A 25,241-nucleotide genomic window follows, 5' to 3' on the forward strand; every position below is an offset into this window, starting at 1 on the left:
CCGCATGCGCGGGACCTCGGGCAAGACTGACATGGCATCTGAAACTCATCGAAAATGATCAACATCTGCCAGGTAAAGATCTGTTCATGATCCATACGAATCTCTTGCAGAGGCAGTTCTTGCTGTCACGATCACTCCCGCTGCAATCCGCAGTCGGAGGCAATGTGGCCTCCAGCCTCCTTGTATCGGCGGCCGTCGACATCGACAGACGGCCGAACGGAAGGACCCGGGATTGATTTCCTCCAGCAACAGGGCTGCGCCCCCACAGGGTTCGCACCGACCCCGACGGCGTCTGGCCGCGACCGTGGTGATCACGGCCGCAGCACTCGCGGTCTCGGCACTGCCCGCCTCGGCCGGCGCCGCCGCCACTTCCAATGCACCAGGGAACGCTCGGACGGTGGGAGCGCTCCCGCAGATCAAGGCGACAACCAGGCCTGACGCCAGGACTGTTAACCTGTCGCCCGCTCAGCGTCGACGGCTGCTCGACCAGGCGGCCAACGCAGCACCGGACACCGCCCGTTCACTGAATCTCGGCCCTCACGAGAAACTGGTCCCGAAGGACGTCATCCAGGACGCCGACGGGACGGTTCACACCCGCTACGAGCGAACCTACGCCGGACTGCCCGTGATCGGCGGTGACCTGGTGGTCCATCAGCGGCACGGGGCCCACACCGTCACCTACGCCACCAAGGCGAAGCTGACCCTGCCGACGACCACCGCCAAGGTGCCGGCCGCCACGGCGAAGAAGTCGGCCCTGAGCAAGGCGACGGCGAAGGGCACCCGCAGAGCGGGCTCGCACTCGGCCCCGAGACAGGTCGTCTGGATGATGAGCGGCAGGCCGAAGCTGGCCTGGGAGACGGTCGTCACCGGCGTGCAGCAGGACGGGTCCCCCAGCGAACGTCACGTCGTGACCGACGCCGCGAGCGGCACCACCCTGGAGAACTCGGAACACGTGGAGTCCGCGCAGGGCAACAGCCTCTACAGCGGACAGGTCACCATCGGCTCCACTCTCCAGGATGACGGCACCTACGCCCTGATCGACCCGGCGCACGGCGGTCACCGGACACTCGACTCGAGCGTCAACTCCAATGGGGTGCTGTTCACTGCTGACAACGATGTCTGGGGCGACGGAACGGTGGCGAATCCCCAGACCGCGGCGGTGGACGCGGCGTACGGCGCGCAAACGACGTGGGACTTCTACAACGACCGCTTCGGCCGCAACGGCATAGCCGACGACGGCCGCGGCAGTTCCTCCCGGGTGCACTACGAATCGCAGCAAGGGGTCCCCCTCGCCAACGCCAACTGGCAGGACGGCTGCTTCTGCATGAGCTACGGCGACGGCGCGGACGGACAGCATCCCGTGACGTCCCTGGACATCGCCGCCCACGAGATGACGCACGGCGTCACCTCCTCCACGGCCGGCCTCGGCGACTTCGGTGAATCACCGGGCCTCAACGAGGCGATCAGCGACATGATGGCCGCCGCGGTCGAGTTCTACGCCGACAACCCGAACGACGTGCCGGACTACACGATGGCCGAGCTGGACAACCTGCACGGCGACGGCAAGCCCATCCGCTACATGGACCGCCCCTCAAAGGCCGGCATCAGCTCCGTCGGATACGCGCCGCTGGACTACTGGACGCCGCAGGCGAAGTCGCAAGAACCTCACATGGTGGCCGGCGTGGGCGACCACTTCTTCTACCTGCTTGCCGAGGGCAGCGGGCAGAAGACCATCAACGGCGTGAACTACGACAGCCCCACATACGACAAGCTGCCGGTGGCGGGCATCGGACGTTCCGGCGCCGCCGACGTGGTGTACCGCGCCCTCACCGTCTACATGACCAGCACCACCGACTACGCAGGCGCCCGCACAGCGACGCTCCAGGCCGCCGCCGACCTCTACGGCTCGCAGAGCAGCGCCTACGAGGCCGTTGCCAACGCCTGGGCGGCCGTCAACGTCGGAAACCGTTTCGTCAATCACATCGCCGTGGAGCCGCCGCCGACCGAGCCGGTGGCTGTCGGTCAGCCGGTCAGCCGCCAGTTCAGCGCCTCCAGCACCCGGCCGGGGCCGCTGACCTACTCCGCCGAGGAGCTGCCCAAGGGCCTGTCGATCAACCACACCACGGGCCTGATCACCGGTACGCCCAAGAAGGCCGGGGACTACAAAACGGTCATCGCCATCCGAGATGCGGCCGGAGACACCCGGAAGCTTGCGTTCACCTGGACCTCTCTCGAATCCGGCGGACACTTCTTCGTCAACCCCAGCACATATCCGATCCCCTTTGAGAGCAAGGCCGAGTCCCCGCTGATCGTCCAGGGGAAGCCGGGCCATGCCCCGAGTGACCTCAAGGTCGCGGTCGACCTCGACCACCAGTTCAGCAACTTCATGATCATCGACCTGATCGGCCCGGACGGCACCGTCATTCCCGTCAAGCCGTGGGGGCCGGGCTGGGAGCCCCTGCCCGAGCTGCACGAGACCTACACGGTCGACGCTTCGGCGATCACGAAGGTCGGCACCTGGAAGCTGCGCGTCACCGACGGCACCCCGGGCATCTACAGCTCCTGGGACCCGGGCCATCTCCAGCGCTGGAGCCTGACCTTCTAAGGCTCCGGCCCAGCAGGTCGTAGCCCAAGACCAGCCGGTAGGGAACGCAACGGCCACCGCTTGGTCGCCGGGGGTCATGCCCCTGAAGATCATGCGGTGGCCGTGAGCCGCCCCGCCCTGGGATCGCCCCTTCGGCTTTCGGGGGCGCTTGCCGACAGCTACCTCAACTACCCCGCATCGCCGGAAAGCGCGTCCTGGCGTTCGCCGTGTGAGCGTGCATGACCAGCTGCGCCCGTGCGTCGTCGCGGTCGGCGATGGCCGCGATCAGTTCACGGTGTTCCACCCACGCCTGGCGCGCGATGGGCGTGTAGTACCGGCGGACCCTGCGCTCGACATGGGCCGCCAGTTCCGCGAGCACCGCGTTCCCGGCGAGTTCCATGACGCAGGCGTGGAAGGTGGCGTTCGCGATCACGACCGCGTCCACATCCCGGGCGGTGACCGCGGCCTCACCCATCGCGCACAACTCGTCCAGTCGTTCCAGCCCTTCGTCAGAAGGACCCACCGCGGCCAGTCGTGCCGCCTCGGTCTCCAGCAGGGCACGGACGACGAAGAGTTGGTCGGTCTCGTCACCCGTCGGCTCGTGGACGAAGGCACCCTGGGCGGGGCGAAGGTCCACCCACCCCTCGGTGTTCAGCCGCTGCAGCGCCTCGCGGACAGGCTGCCGGGACACCCCGAGGAGACCCGCGAGCTCGCCCTCCACCAAGTGCCGGCCAGGCTGCAGTGAACCCGAGCTGATCAGCTCCAACAGCGCCTCGTACACGCGCTCACGCAGCGGTTCCGGGCGCTCCAGCCTGGGCACTGATCCTCGCGGCAACCCGTCGAACACCATCTTGGCCCTCCCGGAGCTCACCCATTTCATTGATCAATGGAACTCGCCTGGCATCAGGGAGAGTACCGAACCCGGGGACGAGCCACGGCCCAGGGGCGCACGAGGCCCCTCGAGCTGGTCACGTTCCGGGTCCTCCGCCTGGGCGAGTTGAAAAGACCAGCGACAGCGGACGCCGTAACGCCGTACAAAGCGCACTGCAAGTGAGAATGACTGCCGTGCCCCTCGGAGGTGCGTGCACGGACGGATGGTTGCGCGGCGACGTAGACCTGGCCGGTGGCCCGAATACCCTTGTACCAGGCCACCGTCCGGCGCGGGGAGCGCGGACAACTCCCCGCGGGTGGCATGGTCCGGCCGACGCGGTGTTTCGGCCGACCCAGACACGCGACCACCTTCCACCGTCCCCATGCCCTTGATGCCCGGGCCCTCGAACGAGAGGCTCAGTCCGAAGCCTTCCGCTCACCGGCCGGGCGCCTGCGCCAAGCACGTTCGGTCAGCGACGGCGGCTGCCAGGCGCCGTCGGCCTGATAGAGATCCGTGCCGGGCGCCACGATCTCGTCGATGCGGTCGAGCACCTCGTCCTCAAGCAGCAGGTCGGCTCCCTTGAGAAGAGAGGTGAGCTGCTCCATCGTGCGCGGACCGGTGATCACCGATGTGACGGCCGGGTGCACCAACGGGAAGGCAACAGCCAGTTCCGGCAGCGTGCAGCCCACCTCCTCGGCGAGAGCGACAAGCCGCTCGACGGCCGCGAGCTTCGCGGCGTTGCCAGGGATGGCGGGGTCGAATCGGTGCGGAGTGAGCGCGGCGCGGCCGGTGGTGAGGTCGACGGGCCGGCCCTCGCGGTAGGCACCGGACAGAAAACCCGAGGCGAGCGGTGACCAGGTCAGCACTCCCATGCCCAGGCGCTGCGCGGTCGGCAGCACAGATCGTTCGATGCCGCGCGCGAGAATCGAGTACGGCGGCTGCTCCGTGCGCAGCCGCATCAGTCCGCGCCGCTCCGAGACGTGGTGAGCCTCGACGAGGTCCTCGGCGGGGAACGTGGAGCAGCCGAACGTCCGGATCTTGCCTGCCCTCACCAGGTCGCTGAGGACGGACAGCGTCTCCTCGATGTCGGTGGTGTGGTCGGGACGGTGCACCTGGTAGAGGTCGATCCAGTCCGTGTCCAGCCGCCGCAGACTGTCCTCGACGGCCTTGAGGATCCAGCTGCGCGAATTGCCGCTGCGATTGCGCCCCTCCCCCAGCGGAAAGTGCACCTTCGTGGCGAGCACGACGTCGTCACGTCTGCCCTTGAGCGCCTTGCCGACGATCTCCTCGCATTCGCCGGCCGAGTACATGTCGGCGGTGTCCACGAAGTTGATGCCGGCGTCGAGCGCCGCGTGGATGATGCGTGCGCTGTCCTCGTGGTCGGGGTTGCCGACGGCACCGAACATCATCGTGCCAAGGCAGTGGGTGCTGACCTCGATACCGGTCTTGCCGAGGACTCGATAGCGCATATCGGTGCTCCGTCTCAGATGAGGGCGGGTTGTGGGCTTCAGCCTAGGAGTTGGAGTGCACTTGACGGCAAGGCCACGCCTCATCGGACCGCGTTCGCTGTGACTCCCGAGGTGATCGCCCCGGGTGGCCCCGAAACAGTCGACACGACGGAGATCGCCTCGGGTCGTCCGACCCGTCTCCGGGCCTGTCACTACCCCACCGCAGGCCGCGAGGGCTCGAGTGCTTCGGCCCGACGTCCTGGTAGTGCCTTGAGATCACCCGGTCACAACCCTTGACGCGTCGACAAATACGGACGAAGAATTGCCGCCGTCCACTGACAACGTTGTCTTACCCCGGGCAGAAAGGCGTCCAGAGTGCCACACGGACCCCTGCAGATCGACCGCCGTCGTTTCATCCAACTCGTCGGCGCCTCCGCCGCCCTCGCGACCGTCCCCGTCGCCCTCGGCACCCGCCCAGCCGGCGCCGAGGAGCACTCGAGCGCAGTGTCGGACGAGGTGGCGGAGACCTACTACCGCGTCCTGCTGAACCACACGCACTGGTCCGAAACGCAGTGGGACCAAGCCCGCGGCTACTACACGGACAAGGACTTCGGTTTCGCGGTCGTACTCGGGAACGCCGTCCTGCTCACCCACGGTTCCTACGACGGTGATCGCGCCGGAGTGGATGAGCAGACGTTGAGGACCAGGACCATAGCCACGATCCAGCACTTCGCCGCGTCCAACCGGCTTACCGGTGGCACGCAGTGGGGCCGCACGCTGTTCTTCGACACCACCTTCCAGTTGTACTTCGTACTGGCTGCCCGCCTGTTGTGGTCCGATCTCGACGAGGCGACCCGTGCCAACGTCGACACCATTGCTCGTGAACAGGCCGCCTACACGACGAAGTTGGGGACGGGCAATGACCCGAACTCCGGCAGTTGGACCCCCAACGGGCTGACGGGCGGCTATCAAGGCGACACCAAGCTCGAGGAGATGGGTGTCTACGCCCAGTCCCTTGCACCCGGTTTGGCCTGGGCCGCCGACGATCCGCGGCACGCGGACTGGGAAGCCGCGTTCGGCACCTGGTCACGCAACGAGGCCGGGCTGCCACAGGCGGACCTCGCGAACCCGGCCCGCGTCGACGGCAGATCGGTGTCCGACAACACGGCCCGGAACCTGTACGACACCTTCATCGTCGAGAACCACGGCTCCTTCGGGCCGCACTACCAGGAAGAACTGTGGCGCACGTCGGGCCGAAACGCCGCGCATTTCATCACCGCGGGACGCCCCTTGCCGCAGGTGCTCACCAACCAGCCGAACGCCGACCCACTGTGGCGCACCCTACTGGGAGTGATGAGTGACGCGGGCGAGCCGCTGATGCCCATGGTCAACGACCGCGAGCACCTCTACGGCCGAGACGTCATCCCGCTCGCGTTTCTCGCTCAGGTGGGTGGCGACCGAGCGGCCGCGCGGGCCGAAGTGGCCCTGGCGGAACGGTTGGAGGCCTACCAGAAGTACCCGCCCGAGTACCGGCTGGCCAAATTCTCGGGTGAGCCGAAGTACGAGCCGGAAGCACGCGCCGAGCTGGCCATCAGCTATCTTCTGCACCTGTGGGCGGCGGGGCAGCACCGCACGGTCCGGCCTCTGTCCCACGACGAACTGTTCCGACAGGCCTCGGGAGTCACCGACTTCGGTACCGGACCGGGTCTGGTGTCGCACCAATCGACCGCGGCCTGGGCCGGGGCCGTCACCAAACCGGGCTTCGTGAAGTTCGCCTGGCAACCGGCCCACGACGACTGGCTGTTCCGGCTCAGCGGATCGACCCCGATGTTCCTGCCGACGGTCACCGCGCAGGTGACAAGCCGCCAGGTGCGGACCTATACGAGGCTCCGCGACGGGTTCCACGGCAGCGCCACCGTGCTGCGGCTCGGTTCGGGGTACGCCGGTCTCACCACCCTGCCCTCGGGCGCCGTCGTCTATGCGACGACGGGTATCGGCGCCGGCGAGGGACATCTCGAGGTGCACAACCTCACGATGCCGGGCATAGCGGGTCTGACCGGCTCGCGCACCTACCGATTCGCGGAGGGCACCGCCACGGTCACCGCACAGGACGCCCGTCCGTCTGCCACCACACCACGCGTGGACGAGCTGACGTTCGGGCGCACCGAGGTTCGGCATCTACGTATGCTCGGCGTCAGGCCCGACCCGACCTACGGCTATTCGCTGTACGCCTTCGAGGCGCGCGACGGGGCGGGCGGCGCCGACCTCGCCCAGGGTGGGACGGCCACCGCCTCCTCCTTCGACTCGGGCAAGGAGCCGGCACTGGCCGTGGACGGGAACGCCACGACCCGATGGGCGGTCTCACGTGGCGACCGGCCCCGCGCGGACAGCTGGCTCGCCGTCGACCTCGGCGCCGCGCACGCCGTGGACCGAGTCACCCTGCGTTGGGAGGCTGCTGCCGGACGCGCCTACACGGTGCAGGGATCGGCCGACGGGCAGCAGTGGTCGGATCTCGTCTCCTGGCCCGTACCCGATGTCGCCAGCCGGGGCGGCTGGCTCGACATCGACGGCCGCGCCGGCGTCGTCGTGCGCGGTGCAAAGCAGCAACTCGCCGTCTACGACGACACCGTCATCCTGTCCGACGGACCGGCCGCCCCCCTCCTGGTCGAGGGACTCCCGAACGCCTCAGCCGACACCCTGCGGAAGCTTGCCCAAGGCGCCGTACCCCAGTCCCAGGACGACGCCGTCCGTGTGGCTCTCACAGAGGACCACCTCAGCCTGTTCAACCTGTCCGACGGGAAGATCACGACCCGCGTCGACCTTCCACAGGACCGATCCCGCGTCGTGCTCTTCGAAGGTCGCCAAACAGTGACTGCGCAAGGCAGTTCCTACGAGGCGGAACTGGATGCGGGCACGGCCGTCCTGTTGCCGCCGCGGCTGACGCTTCGACCGCTCTCCGGCGGCTCATTGCCCGTGGGCCTGGTTGCGGAGGTCGTCGACGGCGCCACGCTCAGGCTCACCGGCCCGTCGTGTCGTATCCAGGTGGCCGGGCAGGGCGACAACGAGGTGGCGGTGGTCCGCGCGGGCCGTACCACCACCGTCTCCCTGCGGCGCGCCGACGCCTACCCGCTGAACGACCTCGCTCTCGGCCGTACGGTCTTCCCGACCAACCCCTTGCCGCCGGGAATGTCGGACCCCTCGGCCGCCGTCGACGGTGATAGGGAGACGGCGTGGGTTCCCGGCTCCGATGGCCGCATGGTCGTCGACCTCGGGGCCCAGCTCCCGATCCGCAGTATCCGCACGGAGTGGACGGGGGGTCGGCTCCCCGCTCTGACAGCGGAGCTCAGCAGCGACGGCCTCAGCTACACACCGGCCGGGCGGCTCACCGGTCACGGCCGGACGCGGCAACTCGCCACGGATGCCACCGCGCGCTACGTGGCACTGGCGACCGACGCGAGCGGGAAGAACGACGCCCGGCTGATCAGCCTCTCGGTGATCTGACGGCACCCCGGGACTCCGGCCGACCGGCCGGAGTCCCGGTCCGGCGCGGATCCCGTCCCGGGTCTCCGACTTCTGACTCATCCGGCAGCCCTCCGGACGTGTAGAGCCCAGGAGGTGCGCTCACCGTGACGGCCAAGCGACGCGGCAAAGCCGTGACTGTCCCAGCGGATTGAGACGGGGGCGGGGGGCACACAGAGCAGATGGGCGTCCTTCTCGCGTTGGCTTCTGCGGTCTGCTACGGCTTCGTCGACTTCGCCGGCGGGATGCTGTCCCGGCGAGTCCACTTCGCCGTGGTCACCTTCCTCGGACAGACCGGAAGCCTGCTGCTCGCGCTCGCAGCCGCTCTTCTCTTGCCCGCCGATGCGGTCCGGCCGGCTGACGTGATGTGGGGAACGCTTTCCGGGGTGGGAAGCGCCACGGCCATGCATTTCCTCAACCGCGGGCTGAGCCGAGGTGCGATGAGTGTGGTGATACCGGTGAGCGCCGTCACCGGGGTGGCCCTGTCCGTGTTGTGCGGTGTGTTCTTCCTTGGTGACCGTCCCACGCCACTGGCCTGGTTGGGCATCTGTGTCACTGTGCCCGCCCTGTGGCTCGTCTCCGCCGGCGGCACTGGCCGCGGAGACAGCGAAGGGCCGCAGTCCGGACCGGTACTGACAGACGGTCTGATCGCCAGCTTGGGGGTGGCCGCGCAATACATCGGCCTCGCCCAGGCGCATCCGGCGAGTGGTCTCTGGCCCGTGGCTGCCGGCCGCCTTGCAGCGGTGCTGCTGTTGCTGCCGATCACCTGGCGCCACACTTCCGAGTTCAGGCAATCCGCCAAGTCGTCGGGCTGGGCAGTCCTGATCGGGGCGGGAGCCGCCCTCGGTCTCATCCTCTATCTCTGGGCCACACGACTGCAGATGCTGGCCATCGCTGTCGTCCTGGCCTCTCTCTACCCGGCAGTCCCGACAGCCCTCGGCCTCGCGGTGCTGCGCGAAAGGGTCACCCGTGCACAGGCGACAGGACTGGTAAGTTCGGCCGCCGCCGTCATCCTGCTCAGCCTGGGGTGAATGCCCCGCTCTGTTCTCGTGCCAGACCAGGCGACCCGACCGAGTCGAAAACTCCCATTCAGCCGACCGGATTCGCCAAAGTGTCGTGAGAATGCCGAGGGCCTGCGTCCGGCGCCACGGTGGATTAGTGTTCTCGACCATGACCGTGCTGCATGGCGCCTTCGTCGTCCTCCGCCCCACCGTCACAGAGGACATTCCCGCTTTGGCCGCCATTCGGGCCACGCCCGAGGTACGCGCACGGTGGAGGGTGGAGGACGACCTCAAAGCAGACATCGCAGCCGATCTCGCCGACCCCGGCGTCGACATTCTGACCATCCTCTACCAGCAGCGGACGGTCGGTTTGATCCAGTGGTACTCCGAGGAGGATCCCGACTACCGCCACGCAGGTATCGACATCATTCTCGATCCCGCGGTGCATGGGCGCGGTCTGGGCACCGACGCGGTTCGCACACTGGCCTGCCATCTCGTCGACGACCACGGGTTCCACCGTCTGGTCATCGATCCTGCGGCCGACAACAGCCCTGCGATTCGCTGCTATACGAAGGTCGGTTTCCAGCCGGTCGGCATCATGCGACAGTACGAGCGCGGCCCGGACGGCACCTGGCACGACGGTCTCCTGATGGATGTCCTGGCCGCCGAACTGGTGCGCTGACCGACCTCATCCCGCTAGAAGCAATCCGCAGCTGCCCGTATGTGCGGGTGACTGCGCCGAGGGTGCGGGGGCGGGTGCCGGCTGCTCGAGGTGGAGCACGACAAGGCGAAGAGCGCCCGAGATCTCGGATGGTATAGACCGTACGTTCGATTTGTAGCGATCGAATGCTGCGCCGAGCCGTGATCGGCACCCCACCACGCCGGCGCGCCCCTCGTAATACCCGATCGCCCATCACTGCACGTAGAGCACCGAACCGACCGAGGTCACCACCACCCCGCTCCGACCGTGCCTGACGTGAGAGAGGTGGGTTTCGGTGTGAGACTGGGCGCGGAAGGGGTGATCCCCGTGTCGGACCCACCGCATGCGTCCGCCGGCCCCGACGCCGCGATCGACGAGAGTCGACTGGAAGAGCTGATCATCGAGGCGCAGACGGCTCTGCCGTTCGAACTGCCCGGCCTGGCGAACCGGTGCGCTGCAGCTCTCGGCCTGGACTCCGCCTTGATCTACCTCGTCGACCTGCAGCAACAACTGCTGATCTCCCTCGACGAGGCGCTGGAACCGCTGCCGGTGGACTGCTCCTCGGCCGGCTGGGCATACCGCACTGTTTCCCCGCGAGTGGTCGAGTCCGATGGCGGCGTAGTCGTCTGGATGCCTCTGGTCGACGGTGCGGAGCGGCTCGGTGTACTGGCGCTGCGGACGACCGCCCTCGATGGGGTGCGGATGCGCCGCAGCCGGATGCTTGCCCATCTGTTCGCCATGCTGATCACCTCCAAGCGCACCTACAGCGACTGGCTCGCCGCCCGCACCCGCACCACGACCATGCGACTTCCGGCAGAGATGCTGCGGGCGTTCCTGCCACCGCACACCGTCGGCAGCCGCAGATGTGTCTCGACCGCAGTCCTGGAACCGGCGTACAAGATCGCCGGCGACGCCTTCGATCACTCGGTCGTCAAGAACATCCTCCACACCATGATCCTCGACTCCATGGGGCACGATCTGGCCGCCGGACTGGCGACATCGGTGGTCATGGCGGCGGCGCGCACCTCCCGTCGCGGTGGTGGTGACCTGACGGACATAGTCAACTGCGTCGACCAGTCACTCGCCCGATGGCGACCGGATCACTTCTGCACCGGCGTGCTGTGCCGGCTCGACGCGGAGACCGGGGTGCTGCACTGGGTCAACTGCGGTCACCCGCCGCCGCTGCTGATCCGGGCCGAGCAGGTGGTCCACGGCGTGCTCGACAGTCCACCGCAGCCCCCGTTCGGCCTGGCCGGACCCTTCGCTCCGGGCGCCCGGGAAGTCCACGAGACGACGCTGAGGCGGGGCGATCAGGTCCTGCTCTACACGGACGGTGTCGTGGAGGCGCGTGACGCGAACGGAGTGGAGTTCGGCCTGGACCGGTTCACGGACTTCATCATCCGCTCCTCCGCGGCCGGCCAGCGCCCGGCCGAGGTGCTGCGACTCCTCATCGACGCCATCCTCGACCGCCAGCGCAACCAACTGCGGGACGACGCGACCATCCTCCTCTTCGAATGGCGCCCGCAAGTCCACTGAAGTGGCGCTACGCCTGTACAGCGGGGGCAGGACCGCGACGCACTGACGAGGCGAGAGCCTCGGCGGTCGGCCGACAGCCGGCCGAGTCCGCTTCCGGAGTCGTAGAGGAAGATCACCAGATCTCGTACGGCCCGGTCCGGGGGCAGTACGGGGCGAGCGGTCGGCATCAGGCCTCCTCGGTGAGAGCGGCCGCCAAGTGAGTCAGTCCGTACTCGTAGGCCCGGTCCACATCGCCGCCGAGGTTGAAGGCGTCGGCCAGCTCCATGCTGATGAAGCCGTACGCCCAGGCGGTGATCGTGCGGGCCGCCTCCAGGGCTTGAGCGGGGCCGGCCAGTTCTGCGGCGATCTGCAGGACGGGGGCCGCCGCGCGCGCCAGGCGGGCGGGATCGGGCCTGGTCGGCCCCGGGGCGCCGGCGAAGATGAGGTGATAGGCGGCCGGGCGGGCGTGGGCGAACGCACGGAAGGCCCGAAGGAGGTCGGCCAGTGTCTCGCGGGGGTCGGCGGCCGACGGTACGGCGTCGAGGTGTTTCTCCAGGTCGAGGAGGGTCTCATCGGTGACGAGCAGGACGAGCGCGTCGCGGTTGCGGACCCGCTTGTAGAGCGAGGGGGCGCGAACGCCGACCCGGTCGGCGACAGCCTGCATCGTCAGCTGCGCGAGCCCTTGCGACTCCAGGATGTCGCGTGCTGCTCCGACGATGGCCTCGAGCGAGGTGCGTTCGGGCGTCGGCATGCCTTCCCCTTCCGTACTGGTGCGGTGTCGTCTTCATCATAGCTATTGGCCATAGCCATGATGGCTATGTATCGTAGCCATCGTTCCCGGTTCGACGAGGAGAAGGTTCATGAAGCTCGATCAGCAGCTGTATCGCATAGGCAACGACATCGTGGCGGTCTACCTGGTCGTCACCGACGACGGCGTGACGGTCGTGGACGCCGGAATGGCCGGCCACTGGGGTGAGCTGACTGCCGAGCTCGCCGCCCTGGGCCGGACTCCGGCCGACATCCGCGGCCTCGTGCTCACCCATGGCGACACCGACCACCTCGGCTTCGCGGAACGGCTCCGTCGCGAGTACGGAGTACCGGTCTTCGTCCACGGCGCCGATGCCGCGCGCGCCCGCGGCGAGGTGAAGGTCAAGAACACCTGGGGCAAGGCGAAAATCGGCGCCACTGCCGGTTTTCTCTGGTACGCCAGCCGCAAGGGCGGCCTGCGCACGACGTATCTGACCGAGGTGTCGGAGGTGGCCGACGGCGACGTGCTCGACCTGCCGGGCGCGCCCCGCATCCTGGGGATGCCCGGACACTCACCCGGCAGCATCGCCGTCCATGTGCCCGCGGTCGACGCGGTGTTCGTCGGCGACGGCCTCACGACCCGGCATGTGCTGACCGGACAGCACGGCCCGCAGCCGGCACCGTTCACCGATGATCGGGACCTGGCACTCGAGTCGCTCGACCGGCTCGGCGAGCTGCAGGCGAAGTGGGTCCTCCCGGGACACGGCACCCCTTGGAACGGGGGCGTTCAGGAGGTCGTCCGCCAGGTCCGGGCCGCGGCACGACCGCAGTAGCGTCCGGGTGCGCATCTGCACCGGTGCCGCGACGTTCGGGGTTGTCCATGGTGGGCGGCCCCGGTTGTCGTCGGGCAGCGGGGTACGCGCCGAGGCGCCGGACGTCAGGGTCCATCGACTGTGTGGGGCGGAACATCGTCGATGCCCGCCAAGACGGCCCGGGAGGGCACTCTGCACATGACGGAGACGTCTGCCTCGTGGGGGCCGGGGGTATGAGAGGTGGCCCCGGCGTCCAGGTCACACGAGATCTGGTTGCGACCCCGGCGGGGGAGCATTTCGACTGCGGCGGGCCATGGTTGACCGTGATTCACCGGTTCACCAGCTCGGAAAACGCCGTATGCGGATGGGGCTGACCTGACAAGGCGCCGCCCCGGGCCGAAGTGCGATCGGCGCTGCTGTCTCCCGTGGCTCCCCTCCGTCTCCCCCCGGATCGGGCATGCAACGGGCACGGCCAGGTTTCGGTCCTGCATGGGGTTGAAGGGACCTCTGGCCACCCGCGCGACTCAGCTGAAGCGAGCCGCTGATGTCCCCGCGCCGGCGCGCGCACTGTGACACACCGCTCGTATCGTGGAAAGACAGACAGCGGCGGCAAGGCAGGAACGTCATGTCGGAACCGGAGGTCGACTACGCGGCGGTGTTCCAGGCCCTCCCTGGGGCGATAGCACTGCTCAGCCCGAAGATGATCTTCGTGGACGCCAACGAGGAGTTCTTGCAGATCCGGGGTCTCACCCACGAGCAACTGATCGGTCGCTACCTGCCCGACGACCACCCCGCGAACGACCGGCCTTTCCTGCTCAAGATTTTGGCGTCACTACGCCGGGTGGCGGACACCGGTGAGCCCGACACACTGACGCTGGAGCGCCACGACGTGCCGGACCCCGAACAACCCGGGGTATGGCACGAGCGGTATTGGACCCTGACCAACGTTCCCGTCTTCGGCTCGGATGGGCGGTTGACACTGTTGCTGCGCCGCGTGGAGGACGTCACCGAACTCACCGAACTCATTCGGGCCCGTGAAGTCGCGCTGACCTTGCAAGAAGCCATGCTGCCCGCGCCCCGCCCGGTCGGCCGCCACCCGGCGGCCGTACGCTACCGACCCGCCGCCGAAGCACTGAACGTGGCCGGCGACTGGTACGACCTCATCGACCTGCCCGGCGACCGCATCGCCGTCGCGGTCGGCGACGTCGTCGGCCACGGCCTGCCCGCTGCCTGCATCATGGGACAACTGCGCAGCGCCCTCAGTTCCGCTTCCATGGTCGCCGAAGGCCCCGCCCGCGCCCTGGAAACCGTCGGCCTCTACGCCCGCACCATCGACGGCGCCGAGAACACCACCGTGGCCACGACCTTCATCGACTGGGACACCCACACCATCACCTACAGCAGCGCCGGCCACCCCCCACCCGCACTCCTGCAAAGGGACCGAACCGTCGAGTTCCTCGACCAGGCCACCGACCCCCCACTGGGCGCCCGCCCTCAACACGCACCCCGGATCCAAGCCACCACAACCTTCCACGAAGGCGCCCTCCTCGCGCTGTACACCGACGGCCTCATCGAACGCCGCCACGAAGACATCGACACCGGCCTCGCCCGGCTCGCCGACTCCCTCACCCGCCACCAAGCAGACGACCCCGAAACCCTCGCCGACGCCGTACTCACCGACCTGCTCCCACCCGAGGACGCCACCGACGACACCGCCCTCGTCATCGCCCGCCTATGAACGCCGCCCCCAACACCCGCAAACCCGGCCACCCCGCAGACCACAGTGAAGGCACCGCGATCGTGCGGCCAGGGTCATGATCCGGCCCGATGACGAGAGACGTCGGCACCCCGTGACATACGTCTGCGTACGCGGACGTCCGTTGTCATTGCCGTCAGATGGCCCTCTGGGGCCGATGACCACGGATGGTGCGAGACTCGGGCATCTTCCGATCCGTAGCCGGACACAGATCGGCCACCGAAGGCAGTCCCCTTCCGTCATGGCACGACAGTGACACGGCTCCGACTTGGCTGTGCTTGCACTTCATAAAATAGGAGCATATGCTCCTATGTGTTTGATCCCCAAAGCGCCGCTTAGGAAGCGAAATGATCAATGCAGAACGATCTGATCAGCCGGAATGCTGCGTTCGCCGCCGGTGGCTCGCATGAAGGCCTGCACATCCTGGGCAGCGGCAACCTGATGGTCATCGGGTGCGTCGACTCCCGTGTCGATCCGAGCCACGTGCTCGGGCTGGACCTCGGCGAGGTCACGGTGATCCGCAACGTGGGCGGACGCGTCAACCCGGCCGTGTTCCGCACCCTGCTCATGCTCGCGAAGGTCAGGGAGGCCCACCGCGGCAACGTCCCCGCAGCTACGCACATCGTGGTCATGCATCACACCGATTGCGGCATCAGGGACATCGCGGCGTTCCCCGAAAAGCTCGCGAACGACTTTGACATCCCCGTCGAGGCGCTGGACGGGAAAGCCCTCATGGACCCGGTTGCCGCCGTCCGGCTCGACGTCGGGGTCCTCAAGGAGGTGCTCTCGACCAGGATGCCCACAGGCCTCGTGACAGGGCTCGTCTACGACGTCGAGACCGGACTGATCGAGGTCGTCGTCCCGACCGCGAGAGCCGGGGAGGAATTGACACCGGCTCCGACGACGTCGCTTGACGCTGCGGAGATTTGAGCGTGCGCTCGCATTCGGACGTGACCGCAAGTCGCGATCACTTTGAGTGTCCGGCCGCGCCAGGCCGACCTCCCGGCCGGCGCCAACAGTTGATCTGCCCCGGCCCGAAGCGCCGACCCCACTCCGTGCTGTCCGCAACTCCACAAGGTGAAGAAATGATTCTTGTAACCACCGCCAACGGTGCCACCGGGCGACCGATGGTCGACTACCTGCTCGAGGACGGCTTCGGCGTCCGAGCCCTGGTCCGCAAGGACGACGCACGGGCACAGGAACTGCGCGAGGCGGGCGCCGAGGTCGTCTTCGGCGACCTTCTCGACCTCCGTGAAGTGCGAGCGGCCCTCGACGGGGTCCAGCGTGCCTACTTCAACTACCCGCTGGCCGACGGCCTGGTGGAGGCGGCCGTCATGTTCGCACAGGTAGCGAAGGAGCAGAAGCTCGAACTCATCGTGAACATGTCGCAGTTTCAGTCGCATCCCGTCGCACGCAGCAAGACCACCCAGAACCACTGGCTGGCCGAGCAGGTCTTCGAATGGTCCGGCGTCCCGACCACTCACCTGCGGCCCACGGTTTTCGCGCAGTGGCTCCTCTACATCTCCGGATTCATCCGCCGTGGCCGCTATGCGATGCCCTTCAACGGGGACAGCCGCGTCGCTCCGATCGCCGGCCGTGACGTCGCACTGACCGCCGCCAAGATCCTCGCCTCGCCCGACGAACACGCCGGCCAGACCTACAGGCTCACCGGCCCGGTGGAGTACAGCCACCGGGAGCTCGCGGCCGAGGTGTGCCGGGTGCTGGGCAAGGACCTTCCCTTTGAGCAGATCACCGTGAGCACGTTCCTCGAGTCGACCGGTCTTCTCAACGACACCGCCAAGCTCAAGCACTTCGAGGCGATGATCATCGACCAGCAGGAGGGGCTGCTGGCAGGCGTCAGCGACGCGGCCCCGAACATCACCGGCCAGCCGCTGGTTACGGTCGAGGAGTTCATCAACGAGAACCGCTCCGCGTTCGGGCTCGGCCCCGACAAGTCGGCAGGCTGACCTTCCCCGACGAGCCCGGCCGCAGCATCCAACTGCCCCTGAGTTGCCGGCATCCGCCAATGTCGTTTCGCCTCGGACAGCGCACGGACGCCCCTGCCCAGCCTGGAGGTGCCGCTGGCAGAGGTTCACGAAGAGCTGTGGGTGCAAGTCACGCTCCCGGAGGGCACGGACGTCCTTGACAAGCCCAATGACGTGCTACTGCGTGACAACCACCACGAGGTACGCCATGCCGACGACGAACGGCCAAACAGATGACGACTACAGCAACCGCCGGCTGTCGTCGCTCGTCGACGTCGGTTCGCCTCGGGCGGCCCAGGGACGGCCCGACAACCAGGGCTCGACACCTGATAGGCGTCGCCTCGGCGAACCGATGTCAGGCCAGCCGGTGCAGGAGGGAGTCGCGCTGATCCTGCTCGACCTCGGCGAGCGTCAAGTCGGGGTCGCGCTGATGAGCAAGAGCCACTTCGGCCGGCGTCGGCTGCTCCTCCTTTAGCGGCCACGCCTCGGGGCGCCAAACCTTCGACCGCACAAACGCCTTGGCGCAGTGGACGTACACTTCGTCGGCCCGCACGACCAGCGCGGTCTTCGGCGGCTTGCCGACCGGGGTCAGCCGCGCAAGCAGGTCCCCATCGGCCGTGATCCAGGCTGCGCCGTTGACACGAAGCGTCGTGTCCCGACCGGGGATGACGAAGTTGAGCCCGGCGTGACCGTTGGCCAGGATGTTGCGATAACTGTCGAGCCGGTTGTTCCCCGTCGCGTCCGGGATCACGACGTGCCGCTCGTCGAGAACCGTGACGAAACCGGGAGTGCCGCCCCGAGGGGCCACGTCACAGCGGCCATCGGCATCACTGGTGGCGACGAACACCACGGGCGAGACCGCAATGAGACGACGCGACATCTCGTCGATGTGGTCAAGTTCTTTGCGTACCGCCCGCTCTCCGGGGTCGGCGTACAGCTCTCGGAGCTGCGCCTCACTGGTCAGAGCTCGGGGTATCAGGGAGTCATCCACTCTGGCGATCATAGTTCTGCGAGAGGAAGACACGAAGGGCGAGCCCGCGCGGGCGGTGGAGCGGTCCAGTGGCTGGTCGCACCTCTGATACGACACCACTGCGTCCCCGCGAATGGACCCTGTGGCGGGACTCCCGGCCTTTGTGCGGGCTCAGCCGGCGACGAGTACAGCGACTGCCGAGTCGAACAAATCGTTCAGTGCCTCGTACGCAGCCGCGTCCGCGAGCCATTTCGGCTCCCAAGCCTCCTCAGCCAGCGAGTCCATGACGACGAAGCCGGTCGCGAAGGCGATACCTCGGTACTGCGCCACTGCTGCCAGGGATGCGGCTTCCATCTCGACGGTGAGCACACCTTCGGCCCGATAGGCCAGTACTTCCTGGCGAGTCTCCCGATAGACCGCGTCGGTCGTCCAAGTGCCGCCTACCTGCACTCGGCTGCCCCGCTTCTTGAGCACGTCGATCAACTCGACTGTCAGCTCCTCGTGCGGCCGGACGTAGCGGTCGGGCTCCAGGTAGTGGTGCGAGACGCCCTCATCCCGTACAGCCCGGTCGCAGACCACCACGTCGCCAGGAACCTGTCCGACACAGAGCCCACCAGCGCCACCAATGCTCACCACGCGCCGTACACCCGCGGCGATGGCCTCCTCCAGAACGGACGCGGCGGCCGGGCCGCCGATACCGAATCCGCTCAGCAAACCGACTTGCTTGCTCCCCACCTCCACGACGTGGAACTCGCCGAAGAAAGCTTCGAAGCGTCGTGATTCGTAGCGTTGCAGGACCTCACGTCGAAGTCTGGCGCTGTACATCATCACGACGGCGTCCGGCACGACTTGCTGCCGAAGGGCGTGCCGCAGGGTGTCGCGGGGCTGGAAGAGAGACGGCAAGGCGTGCTTGCCCGGATGGTTGGGGAAGGCCATGCGGGCATGGTCGGCGTCAACCTGCGCACAGGGCAAGCGGATTGCCGTGTCCAGGGGCGTGCCGGCCGTCGACACCCGCCGCAGGAGTTCGAACCCGTGGCGGCGCGACCGCCCGAAAGGGACCTCGTTGCTGATGGGTCTTCCCTCTGAATCGCCGCCGCAGCGCACCAGCGGGCCGTTGCCGTACGCAAGGCGCCCACCCAGCCAGGATCCGTCCGCGCCCGGTCGCCCCGGTCGACCAGGCGATCTCGGTTCCCATGACGATGGCGTTCCCTCTGCGTCCCGGGCCGCCGATCGGCTCCGCCGGCGACCGGGAACAGGGCGGCGCAGTCCCGGCCGCTCAGCCGACAGCGGGCTCGGGGACGTCGCGCAGCCCCAGCCGTAGGTGCTCGACGTGGTAGAGGGCCTGCTCCAGGAGCTCGGCGACGTGGTTGTCGTAGAGCGCGTAAACGACCGACCGGCCCTGACGCTCACCGGTGACCAGGCCGAGATTGCGCAGCAGGCGCAGCTGATGGGAGCAAGCAGACTGTTCCATGCCCACCGCGTCGGCCAGTTCCGTGGCCGCGCACGGCCCCTCCTGCAGTCGGGCCAGGATCCTCAGCCGCGAAGGCGTGGCCAGGGCCTGGAGGGTGGTGGCCACATCGGCGGCACCAACGGATTCCAGGCGCTCGCGTGCGGTGGCGGTGGTATCGGCGTCAGCTCCATGGCCCATGGCCACCATCCTACGGACATGAACGCATGAATGTGTGTTCATGTGTTCCTGTACGGTGGAGAGGTGGCACCGGCTTGCCCCGGTTGCCGTCACCTTGTCATGCCGTCGCGAAGGACTCTCGTCTGCTATGCCCTCCACCCTGACCGCGCCTTCCACGGAGCGGGCCCCGGCCCCGCGCGATGGCGGTCCGTCCCGGCGCCGCACCCGGATCTTCGCCCTGCCCGAGGCGCGCTGGGCCGCCGCTGCCACCGTCCTTTTCCTGCTCGCGCTCCCACTGCAGCTGACCGGTGCCCCTGTGTGGGCGTGGGGACCCCTGTACGCACTGGCGTACGCGGCCGGTGGCTGGGAGCCGGGATGGGCGGGCCTGCAGGCGCTCAGAGAGAAGACGCTCGACGTCGACCTGTTGATGATCGTGGCCGCGCTGGGGGCGGCGGCGATCGGTCAGGTGATGGACGGCGCGTTGCTGATCGTCATCTTCGCCACCTCGGGCGCGCTGGAGGCGCTTGCCACCGCTCGGACGGCAGACTCCGTGCGAGGACTGCTGGACCTGGCACCGGCCAAGGCCACCCGCTTCGACACCGATGGAAGCGAAGTGATCGTCCCCGTCGAAGAACTCGAGGTCGGGGACATCATCCTCGTACGGCCCGGTGAGCGGGTCGGCGCCGACGGTCGTGTCATGGACGGGGCAAGTGACGTCGACCAGGCGACCATCACCGGTGAGCCGCTGCCCGTCACCAAGGAAGCGGGCGACGAGGTCTTCGCCGGCACCCTCAACGGCACCGGCGCCCTGCGCGTACGAGTCGAGCGGGACGCCTCCGACACCGTGATCGCCCGAATCGTCCGGATGGTGGACGAGGCGTCCGAGACCAAGGCGCCCACTCAACTGTTCATCGAGAAAGTCGAACAGCGCTACTCGCTGGGCATGGTCGCGGCGACTCTCGCCGTCTTCCTCATCCCGCTCGCCGTCGGCACGGGCCTCACCCACTCGCTGCTGCGCGCCATGACGTTCATGATCGTGGCCTCGCCGTGTGCGGTGGTCCTGGCCACCATGCCGCCGCTGCTGTCGGCGATCGCCAACGCCGGGCGCCACGGCGTGCTTGTGAAGTCAGCGGTGGTCATGGAACGGCTCGGACAGGTCGACGCGGTCGCGCTCGACAAGACCGGAACGCTGACCGAAGGCACGCCACGGGTGACCGACATCCGACCGCTCGCCGGGTCCGGGCTGAACGAGGGCGAACTGCTCACCCTCGCCGCAGCCGCCGAGCACCCGAGCGAGCACCCACTGGCCCGCGCTGTCGTGGACGCAGCCCGCGAGCGAGGACTCGACCTCCCTGCGACGGACGACTTCGACTCCACGCCCGGCGTCGGGGTGAGCGCATCCGTGGACGGGCGAGCGATCGCGGTCGGCGCGCCGGCACGGCTACTCGAGCGGTCTTCGGACGCACACTCCGTCCTGGCGGCCATCGCCGCGCGCGAACTGGAGGACAGCGGCAGGACCGCCGTCCTGGTCACCGTGGACGGCACTCCCGTGGGGCTGCTCGCCATCGCCGACCGGCTGCGCATCGACGCCACCGCGACCGTGGCCTGCCTGGCGTCCCTGACCGGCACGGCGCCCATGCTGCTGACCGGCGACAACGCGCGCGCAGCCACCCGTCTGGCCGACGAGGTCGGTATCGACGACGTACGGGCAGAACTGCTGCCACAGCACAAGGTCGAGGCGGTCAAGGAGCTGGAGCATGCGGGCCGCAGGGTGATGGTGGTCGGCGACGGCGTCAACGACGCCCCTGCCCTGGCGGCCGCCCACACCGGCGTCGCCATGGGCCGGGCGGGATCCGACCTCGCGCTGGAGACCGCCGACGCGGTGATCGTCCGCGACGAGTTGCGTACGGTCCCCGCCGTGATCGCACTGTCCAGGCGGGCCCGCAGGCTGGTCGTGCAGAATCTGATCATCGCGGGTGTTTTCATCGCCGCTCTGGTCGCCTGGGATCTGATCGGCACCCTGCCGCTGCCTCTCGGTGTAGCCGGCCACGAAGGATCCACCGTCATCGTCGGCCTCAACGGACTGCGGCTGCTGCGCGAGACGGCATGGAAACGGGCAGTCCAGTGAGCCGCAGCAAGGTCTCCACGCAGGCGGGGCCCCGGTGCACGGGCACTGTGCGCCGCGGGGAGTTCGACACGGCAACCTGCGCTCCACGGTTCGACCAGGTTTTGGACAACGTATGGCGATATCGCCGCCCGATACCGACGGATGAGTCACACTGAGGTCTTGGAGGGGGGACGGACGCCTCGGCCGCTGCGCCGACGCGCCATCCCTGGGTTCGCGCTGCCTTGGGGAAGGTGGTGTGGAGCTGGTGGGGGGATTCATGACGCAGTCGCTTCCGGGGCAACGCCCTGCCCATGACGAGCAGTTCACCGGGCACGCGGGACTTCCGGTCGTTGTGATCGGCGCCGGCCCGTACGGGCTGTCAGTGGCCGCTCATCTTCGGGGAGCTGGGGTGCCGGTCCGCATCTTCGGTGAGGTGATGGGCAGTTGGCGGCACGCGATGGCGACTGGGATGTTCCTGAAGTCGACCCCGGCCGCAACCGATCTGTCCGCGCCGAGGCCGGGCGGCCGGCTGGCGGACTTCCGCCGGGTACATGGTGAGGAGGAGTTGACCGAGCTGACGCCGATCCCGTGCGACGTCTTCGTCCGGTACGGAATGTGGTTTCAGGAGCGCTACGTCGGCGAGGTCGACCCGGCCGGGGTCGTGGCCGTAGACCGCGCCCCGCGGCCGAACCCCGGCTTCCGCGTCCGGCTGGACGACGGCCAGGAGCTGCCCGCCGCTGCCGTGGTGGTGGCCACCGGGCTGAACGGCCTCGCATCCATTCCGGAGGAACTGCGGCGAGTTGCTCACGACAGGCCGGGCGTGGACGCCCTGGTGTCGCATACCAGCCACCACACGGATCTGTCGCCGTACAGCGGCCGCAGCGTCGCCGTCGTGGGTGGCGGCCAGTCGGCGCTGGAAAGCGCCGCACTGCTGCACGAGGCCGGCGCCGAGGTGCGGGTTCTGGTCCGGGAACCGCGGGTGCTGTGGGGGATGAAGCCGGAGCCGGCACGGCCCTGGACACAGCGCTTGGCCAAGCCCGCCTCGCCCCTGGGCACGGGCTGGCTGCTGGCCGCGGTCTGCCGGGCCCCCGAAGGGGTGCGGCACCTTCCGGCGGCTGCTCGCATGCTGCTGTTCCGGCGTGCTTTGGGACCGTCCGGAGGCTGGTGGCTGCGCGACCGCGTCGAGGGCGTCGTCGCCGTACGCACTTCGAGCCGCGTCACCCACGCCGAGGCGTACGGGTCCCGGGTGCGCCTGGACATCGACGGACCCGGCGGTTCCGACACGCTCACCGTCGACCATGTACTCGCGGCCACCGGCTACCGGCTCGACCTGGACGCTCTGCCCTTCCTGTCCCCTGCGTTGCGGGGTGCCATGGTCCGTGTGCCGGGCTCGAGGGCACCCCGCCTGTCCGCTTCGTTCGAGTCGTCGGTCCCGGGCCTCTACTTCACCGGTTCACTCGCCGCTCCCATGTTCGGGCCGATGATGCGGTTCGTGGCAGGAACGGAGTTCGCTGCGAAGCGCATTGCCCGACACGGGGCCCAAGCCTCGGCGATCCGCTGAACCGACCCGGACGCTCGCCCTCGCGATATGACCGCAGCCCTACGACGGACCGCCGATGCCGGTCGTGGTTCCGGCGGGTGGAGCCGCGTGCGCACTCGCAGAGAAGCAAGTGGCGACGGACGGTCCCGCCCGCCGCCCCTGAGCAACCGATGCGCCGAGCAGGTCCTGCCAGGGCCCAAAGCCGACCCATATCGCCACCCGATATCGGCCACCGTAGGATGGCACGGAGATCCGATCATCCATGGGGAGCGCTTGATGAGCAGACCATCGGAGGCGGCCTCCGTCCCGGGTGAGCTGGAGCGGCGGTTGGGCGTGCCGGATGCCGTGCTGATCGGGCTGGGGTCGATGATCGGGGCGGGGATCTTCGCAGCGCTTGCTCCCGCCGCGCACGCGGCCGGCTCCGGGCTTCTGCTCGGACTCGCGGTGGCGGCCGTGGTGGCGTACTGCAATGCGACATCGTCGGCACGGCTCGCGGCCCGCTACCCGGCCTCGGGCGGTACCTACGTCTACGGGCGTGAACGACTCGGCGAGTTCTGGGGCTACCTCGCCGGCTGGGGCTTCGTGGTGGGCAAGACCGCGTCCTGTGCGGCCATGGCGCTGACCGTCGGCGCCTATGTCTGGCCCGGGCAGGCACACGCGGTGGCCGTCGCGGCCGTCGTGGCACTGACCGCGGTGAACTATGCCGGAGTGCAGAAGGCCGCGTGGCTGACCCGGGTAATCGTCGCCGTGGTGCTGGCCGTGCTCGCCGCGGTCGCTGTAGCCGCTCTCACCTCTTCCGCCGCGGATGCGACACGGCTGGACGTGGGCACGGACGCGTCCTTCAGCGGGGTATTGCAGGCGGGTGGTCTGCTGTTCTTCGCATTCGCCGGATACGCGCGCATCGCCACCCTCGGCGAGGAAGTACGCGATCCCGCCCGCACCATCCCCCGGGCCGTTCCGCTGGCCCTCGGCATCACTCTGGTCGTCTACGTGGTGGTGGCTGTCTCTGCCTTGTCGGTGCTGGGCCCGCAGCGGTTGGCCGACGCGACAGCGCCGCTGTCCGACGCGGTGCGGGCTGCGGGGGCGGCCCGGCTGGTGCCCGTCGTGCGAGTCGGGGCGGCGGTGGCCGCGCTCGGTTCCCTGCTGGCTTTGATCCTGGGAGTCTCCCGCACGACGCTGGCCATGGCCCGCGACCGGCATCTGCCGTACGCCCTGTCCGCCGTTCACCCCCGCTTCAAGGTGCCCCACCGGGCGGAGCTCCTGGTCGGCGCGGTCGTAGCACTGTTGGCGGCGACGGTGGACGTACGCGGGGCGATCGGCTTCTCGTCCTTCGGGGTGCTGGCCTACTACGCCGTCGCCAATGCCTCGGCCTGGACGCTGACGCCGCAGGAGAACCGGCCGCCGCGCGTCATACCTGCGGTCGGCCTGGCCGGCTGCCTGCTCTTGGCCTTCACTCTGCCCATGAAGTCCGTGGTGTGGGGGGCGGCAGTACTCCTGCTGGGGGCCTGCGCATACGCGGTACGCCGCGCAATGAGCGCACGCCCTACTTCGTAAGGGGGCTCCCGCGAGGAGGAACAGCGCACGCAGGTACCTCCAACCGCATTCCCCTCACCCAAAAAGTCGGTGCCGTGGCCGCCGGCGGACATGGGTCGATGCGGCTGTCAGTCCGTCCTGGGGGAGGTGTCGTTGCCCAGCACCTCGCGTGCCAGTTCGGCCAGTGCTCTGCGGTCCTCGGCCAGTGCCTGGCGGCCAGCTTCGGTGGCGGTGTAGACGCGTCGGGTGCGGCCGTCGACAATGCGCTGTTCGGAGATCAGCAGCCCGTCGGCCTCCAACCGATGCAGCGTCGGATACAGGGTGCCCGGACTGATCTGGTAGCCATGGTGCGCCAGCTCCTCCGTCATCCACGCACCATGGATCTCTCCTTCGGCAGCATGGTGCAGGATGTGCAAACGCACTGCTCCTCGCTGGAATTCGCGCACCGTCCACCTCCACGCCACCGCACCTGCAGTGACGAAACCGATATCGGCCTTCGAGTTTACGCGGCGTCAGCCAGGGCGCG

General features: G+C 68.4%; 19 protein-coding genes. 12 read left to right on the top strand and 7 right to left on the bottom strand.

Annotated features, from left to right (window positions below; genetic code table 11):
* Positions 1-397: 397 nt before the first annotated feature.
* Positions 398-2,605, top strand: a complete 2,208-nt coding sequence (locus tag RCR19_RS40375; protein ID WP_331270070.1) for a M4 family metallopeptidase — start codon at positions 398-400, stop codon at positions 2,603-2,605.
* 163 nt (positions 2,606-2,768) lie between these two features.
* Here RCR19_RS40375 and RCR19_RS40380 read toward each other — a convergent pair whose 3' ends face one another.
* On the bottom strand, positions 2,769-3,434 hold the full coding sequence (locus RCR19_RS40380; protein ID WP_331270335.1) for a GntR family transcriptional regulator: 666 nt from the start codon (positions 3,432-3,434) through the stop codon (positions 2,769-2,771).
* Between the two features lie 437 nt (positions 3,435-3,871).
* Entirely contained in the window at positions 3,872-4,924 is a 1,053-nt protein-coding gene (locus RCR19_RS40385; RefSeq protein WP_331270071.1) for an aldo/keto reductase, read from the bottom strand.
* Positions 4,925-5,278: 354 nt separating this feature from the next.
* On the opposite strand from RCR19_RS40385, the gene RCR19_RS40390 reads away from it, so the two are divergent.
* From RCR19_RS40390 to RCR19_RS40405, 4 genes are all read left to right on the top strand, one after another.
* A complete protein-coding gene (locus RCR19_RS40390) occupies positions 5,279-8,404 on the top strand; it encodes a discoidin domain-containing protein (RefSeq protein ID WP_331270072.1) in 3,126 nt (1,041 codons plus the stop codon).
* 200 nt (positions 8,405-8,604) lie between these two features.
* Positions 8,605-9,453: an EamA family transporter gene (locus tag RCR19_RS40395; protein ID WP_331270073.1), complete on the top strand. Its 849-nt coding sequence runs from the start codon at positions 8,605-8,607 to the stop codon at positions 9,451-9,453.
* Positions 9,454-9,592: 139 nt separating this feature from the next.
* Positions 9,593-10,105: a GNAT family protein gene (locus RCR19_RS40400; protein WP_331270074.1), complete on the top strand. Its 513-nt coding sequence runs from the start codon at positions 9,593-9,595 to the stop codon at positions 10,103-10,105.
* A 345-nt stretch (positions 10,106-10,450) separates the two neighbouring features.
* Entirely contained in the window at positions 10,451-11,659 is a 1,209-nt protein-coding gene (locus tag RCR19_RS40405; RefSeq protein WP_331270075.1) for a PP2C family protein-serine/threonine phosphatase, read from the top strand.
* Positions 11,660-11,825: 166 nt separating this feature from the next.
* Here RCR19_RS40405 and RCR19_RS40410 read toward each other — a convergent pair whose 3' ends face one another.
* A complete protein-coding gene (locus RCR19_RS40410) occupies positions 11,826-12,389 on the bottom strand; it encodes a TetR/AcrR family transcriptional regulator (RefSeq protein ID WP_331270076.1) in 564 nt (187 codons plus the stop codon).
* Positions 12,390-12,498: 109 nt separating this feature from the next.
* Between RCR19_RS40410 and RCR19_RS40415 the strand changes: the two genes are divergently transcribed.
* From RCR19_RS40415 to RCR19_RS40430, 4 genes are all read left to right on the top strand, one after another.
* Entirely contained in the window at positions 12,499-13,218 is a 720-nt protein-coding gene (locus RCR19_RS40415) for an MBL fold metallo-hydrolase (RefSeq protein WP_331270077.1), read from the top strand.
* A gap of 604 nt (positions 13,219-13,822) precedes the next feature.
* Positions 13,823-14,935, top strand: coding sequence for a SpoIIE family protein phosphatase (locus tag RCR19_RS40420; RefSeq protein ID WP_331270078.1), 1,113 nt, complete (start codon positions 13,823-13,825; stop codon positions 14,933-14,935).
* Between the two features lie 372 nt (positions 14,936-15,307).
* A complete protein-coding gene (locus tag RCR19_RS40425) occupies positions 15,308-15,883 on the top strand; it encodes a carbonic anhydrase (RefSeq protein WP_331270079.1) in 576 nt (191 codons plus the stop codon).
* A gap of 155 nt (positions 15,884-16,038) precedes the next feature.
* Positions 16,039-16,920 carry an NmrA family NAD(P)-binding protein gene (locus RCR19_RS40430; RefSeq protein ID WP_331270080.1) on the top strand — a complete coding sequence of 294 codons (882 nt, stop codon included), beginning with the start codon at positions 16,039-16,041 and terminating at the stop codon, positions 16,918-16,920.
* Between the two features lie 373 nt (positions 16,921-17,293).
* On the opposite strand, the gene RCR19_RS40435 is transcribed toward RCR19_RS40430, so the two are convergent.
* The 3 genes from RCR19_RS40435 to RCR19_RS40445 all read right to left on the bottom strand — a co-directional run bounded on the left by RCR19_RS40435 (position 17,294) and on the right by RCR19_RS40445 (position 19,556).
* Complete coding sequence (locus RCR19_RS40435; RefSeq protein ID WP_331270081.1) at positions 17,294-17,929, bottom strand: MSMEG_1061 family FMN-dependent PPOX-type flavoprotein; 636 nt, start codon at positions 17,927-17,929, stop codon at positions 17,294-17,296.
* A 150-nt stretch (positions 17,930-18,079) separates the two neighbouring features.
* Complete coding sequence (locus tag RCR19_RS40440; RefSeq protein ID WP_331270082.1) at positions 18,080-18,844, bottom strand: nucleoside phosphorylase; 765 nt, start codon at positions 18,842-18,844, stop codon at positions 18,080-18,082.
* A gap of 340 nt (positions 18,845-19,184) precedes the next feature.
* Positions 19,185-19,556, bottom strand: a complete 372-nt coding sequence (locus RCR19_RS40445; protein WP_331270083.1) for a metalloregulator ArsR/SmtB family transcription factor — start codon at positions 19,554-19,556, stop codon at positions 19,185-19,187.
* A gap of 127 nt (positions 19,557-19,683) precedes the next feature.
* Here RCR19_RS40445 and RCR19_RS40450 point away from each other — a divergent pair, with 127 nt between their 5' ends.
* From RCR19_RS40450 to RCR19_RS40460, 3 genes are all read left to right on the top strand, one after another.
* A complete protein-coding gene (locus RCR19_RS40450; protein ID WP_331270084.1) occupies positions 19,684-21,663 on the top strand; it encodes a heavy metal translocating P-type ATPase in 1,980 nt (659 codons plus the stop codon).
* Positions 21,664-21,919: 256 nt separating this feature from the next.
* Positions 21,920-23,203, top strand: coding sequence for an FAD-dependent oxidoreductase (locus RCR19_RS40455; protein WP_331270085.1), 1,284 nt, complete (start codon positions 21,920-21,922; stop codon positions 23,201-23,203).
* Positions 23,204-23,458: 255 nt separating this feature from the next.
* Positions 23,459-24,736: an APC family permease gene (locus tag RCR19_RS40460; protein WP_331270086.1), complete on the top strand. Its 1,278-nt coding sequence runs from the start codon at positions 23,459-23,461 to the stop codon at positions 24,734-24,736.
* 107 nt (positions 24,737-24,843) lie between these two features.
* Here RCR19_RS40460 and RCR19_RS40465 read toward each other — a convergent pair whose 3' ends face one another.
* Positions 24,844-25,161, bottom strand: coding sequence for a PadR family transcriptional regulator (locus RCR19_RS40465; RefSeq protein ID WP_059132562.1), 318 nt, complete (start codon positions 25,159-25,161; stop codon positions 24,844-24,846).
* Between the last annotated feature and the right edge of the window lie 80 nt (positions 25,162-25,241).

It is taken from the genome of Streptomyces sp. WAC07094 (genome assembly GCF_036320405.1).
GTDB lineage: Bacteria > Actinomycetota > Actinomycetes > Streptomycetales > Streptomycetaceae > Streptomyces > Streptomyces lannensis.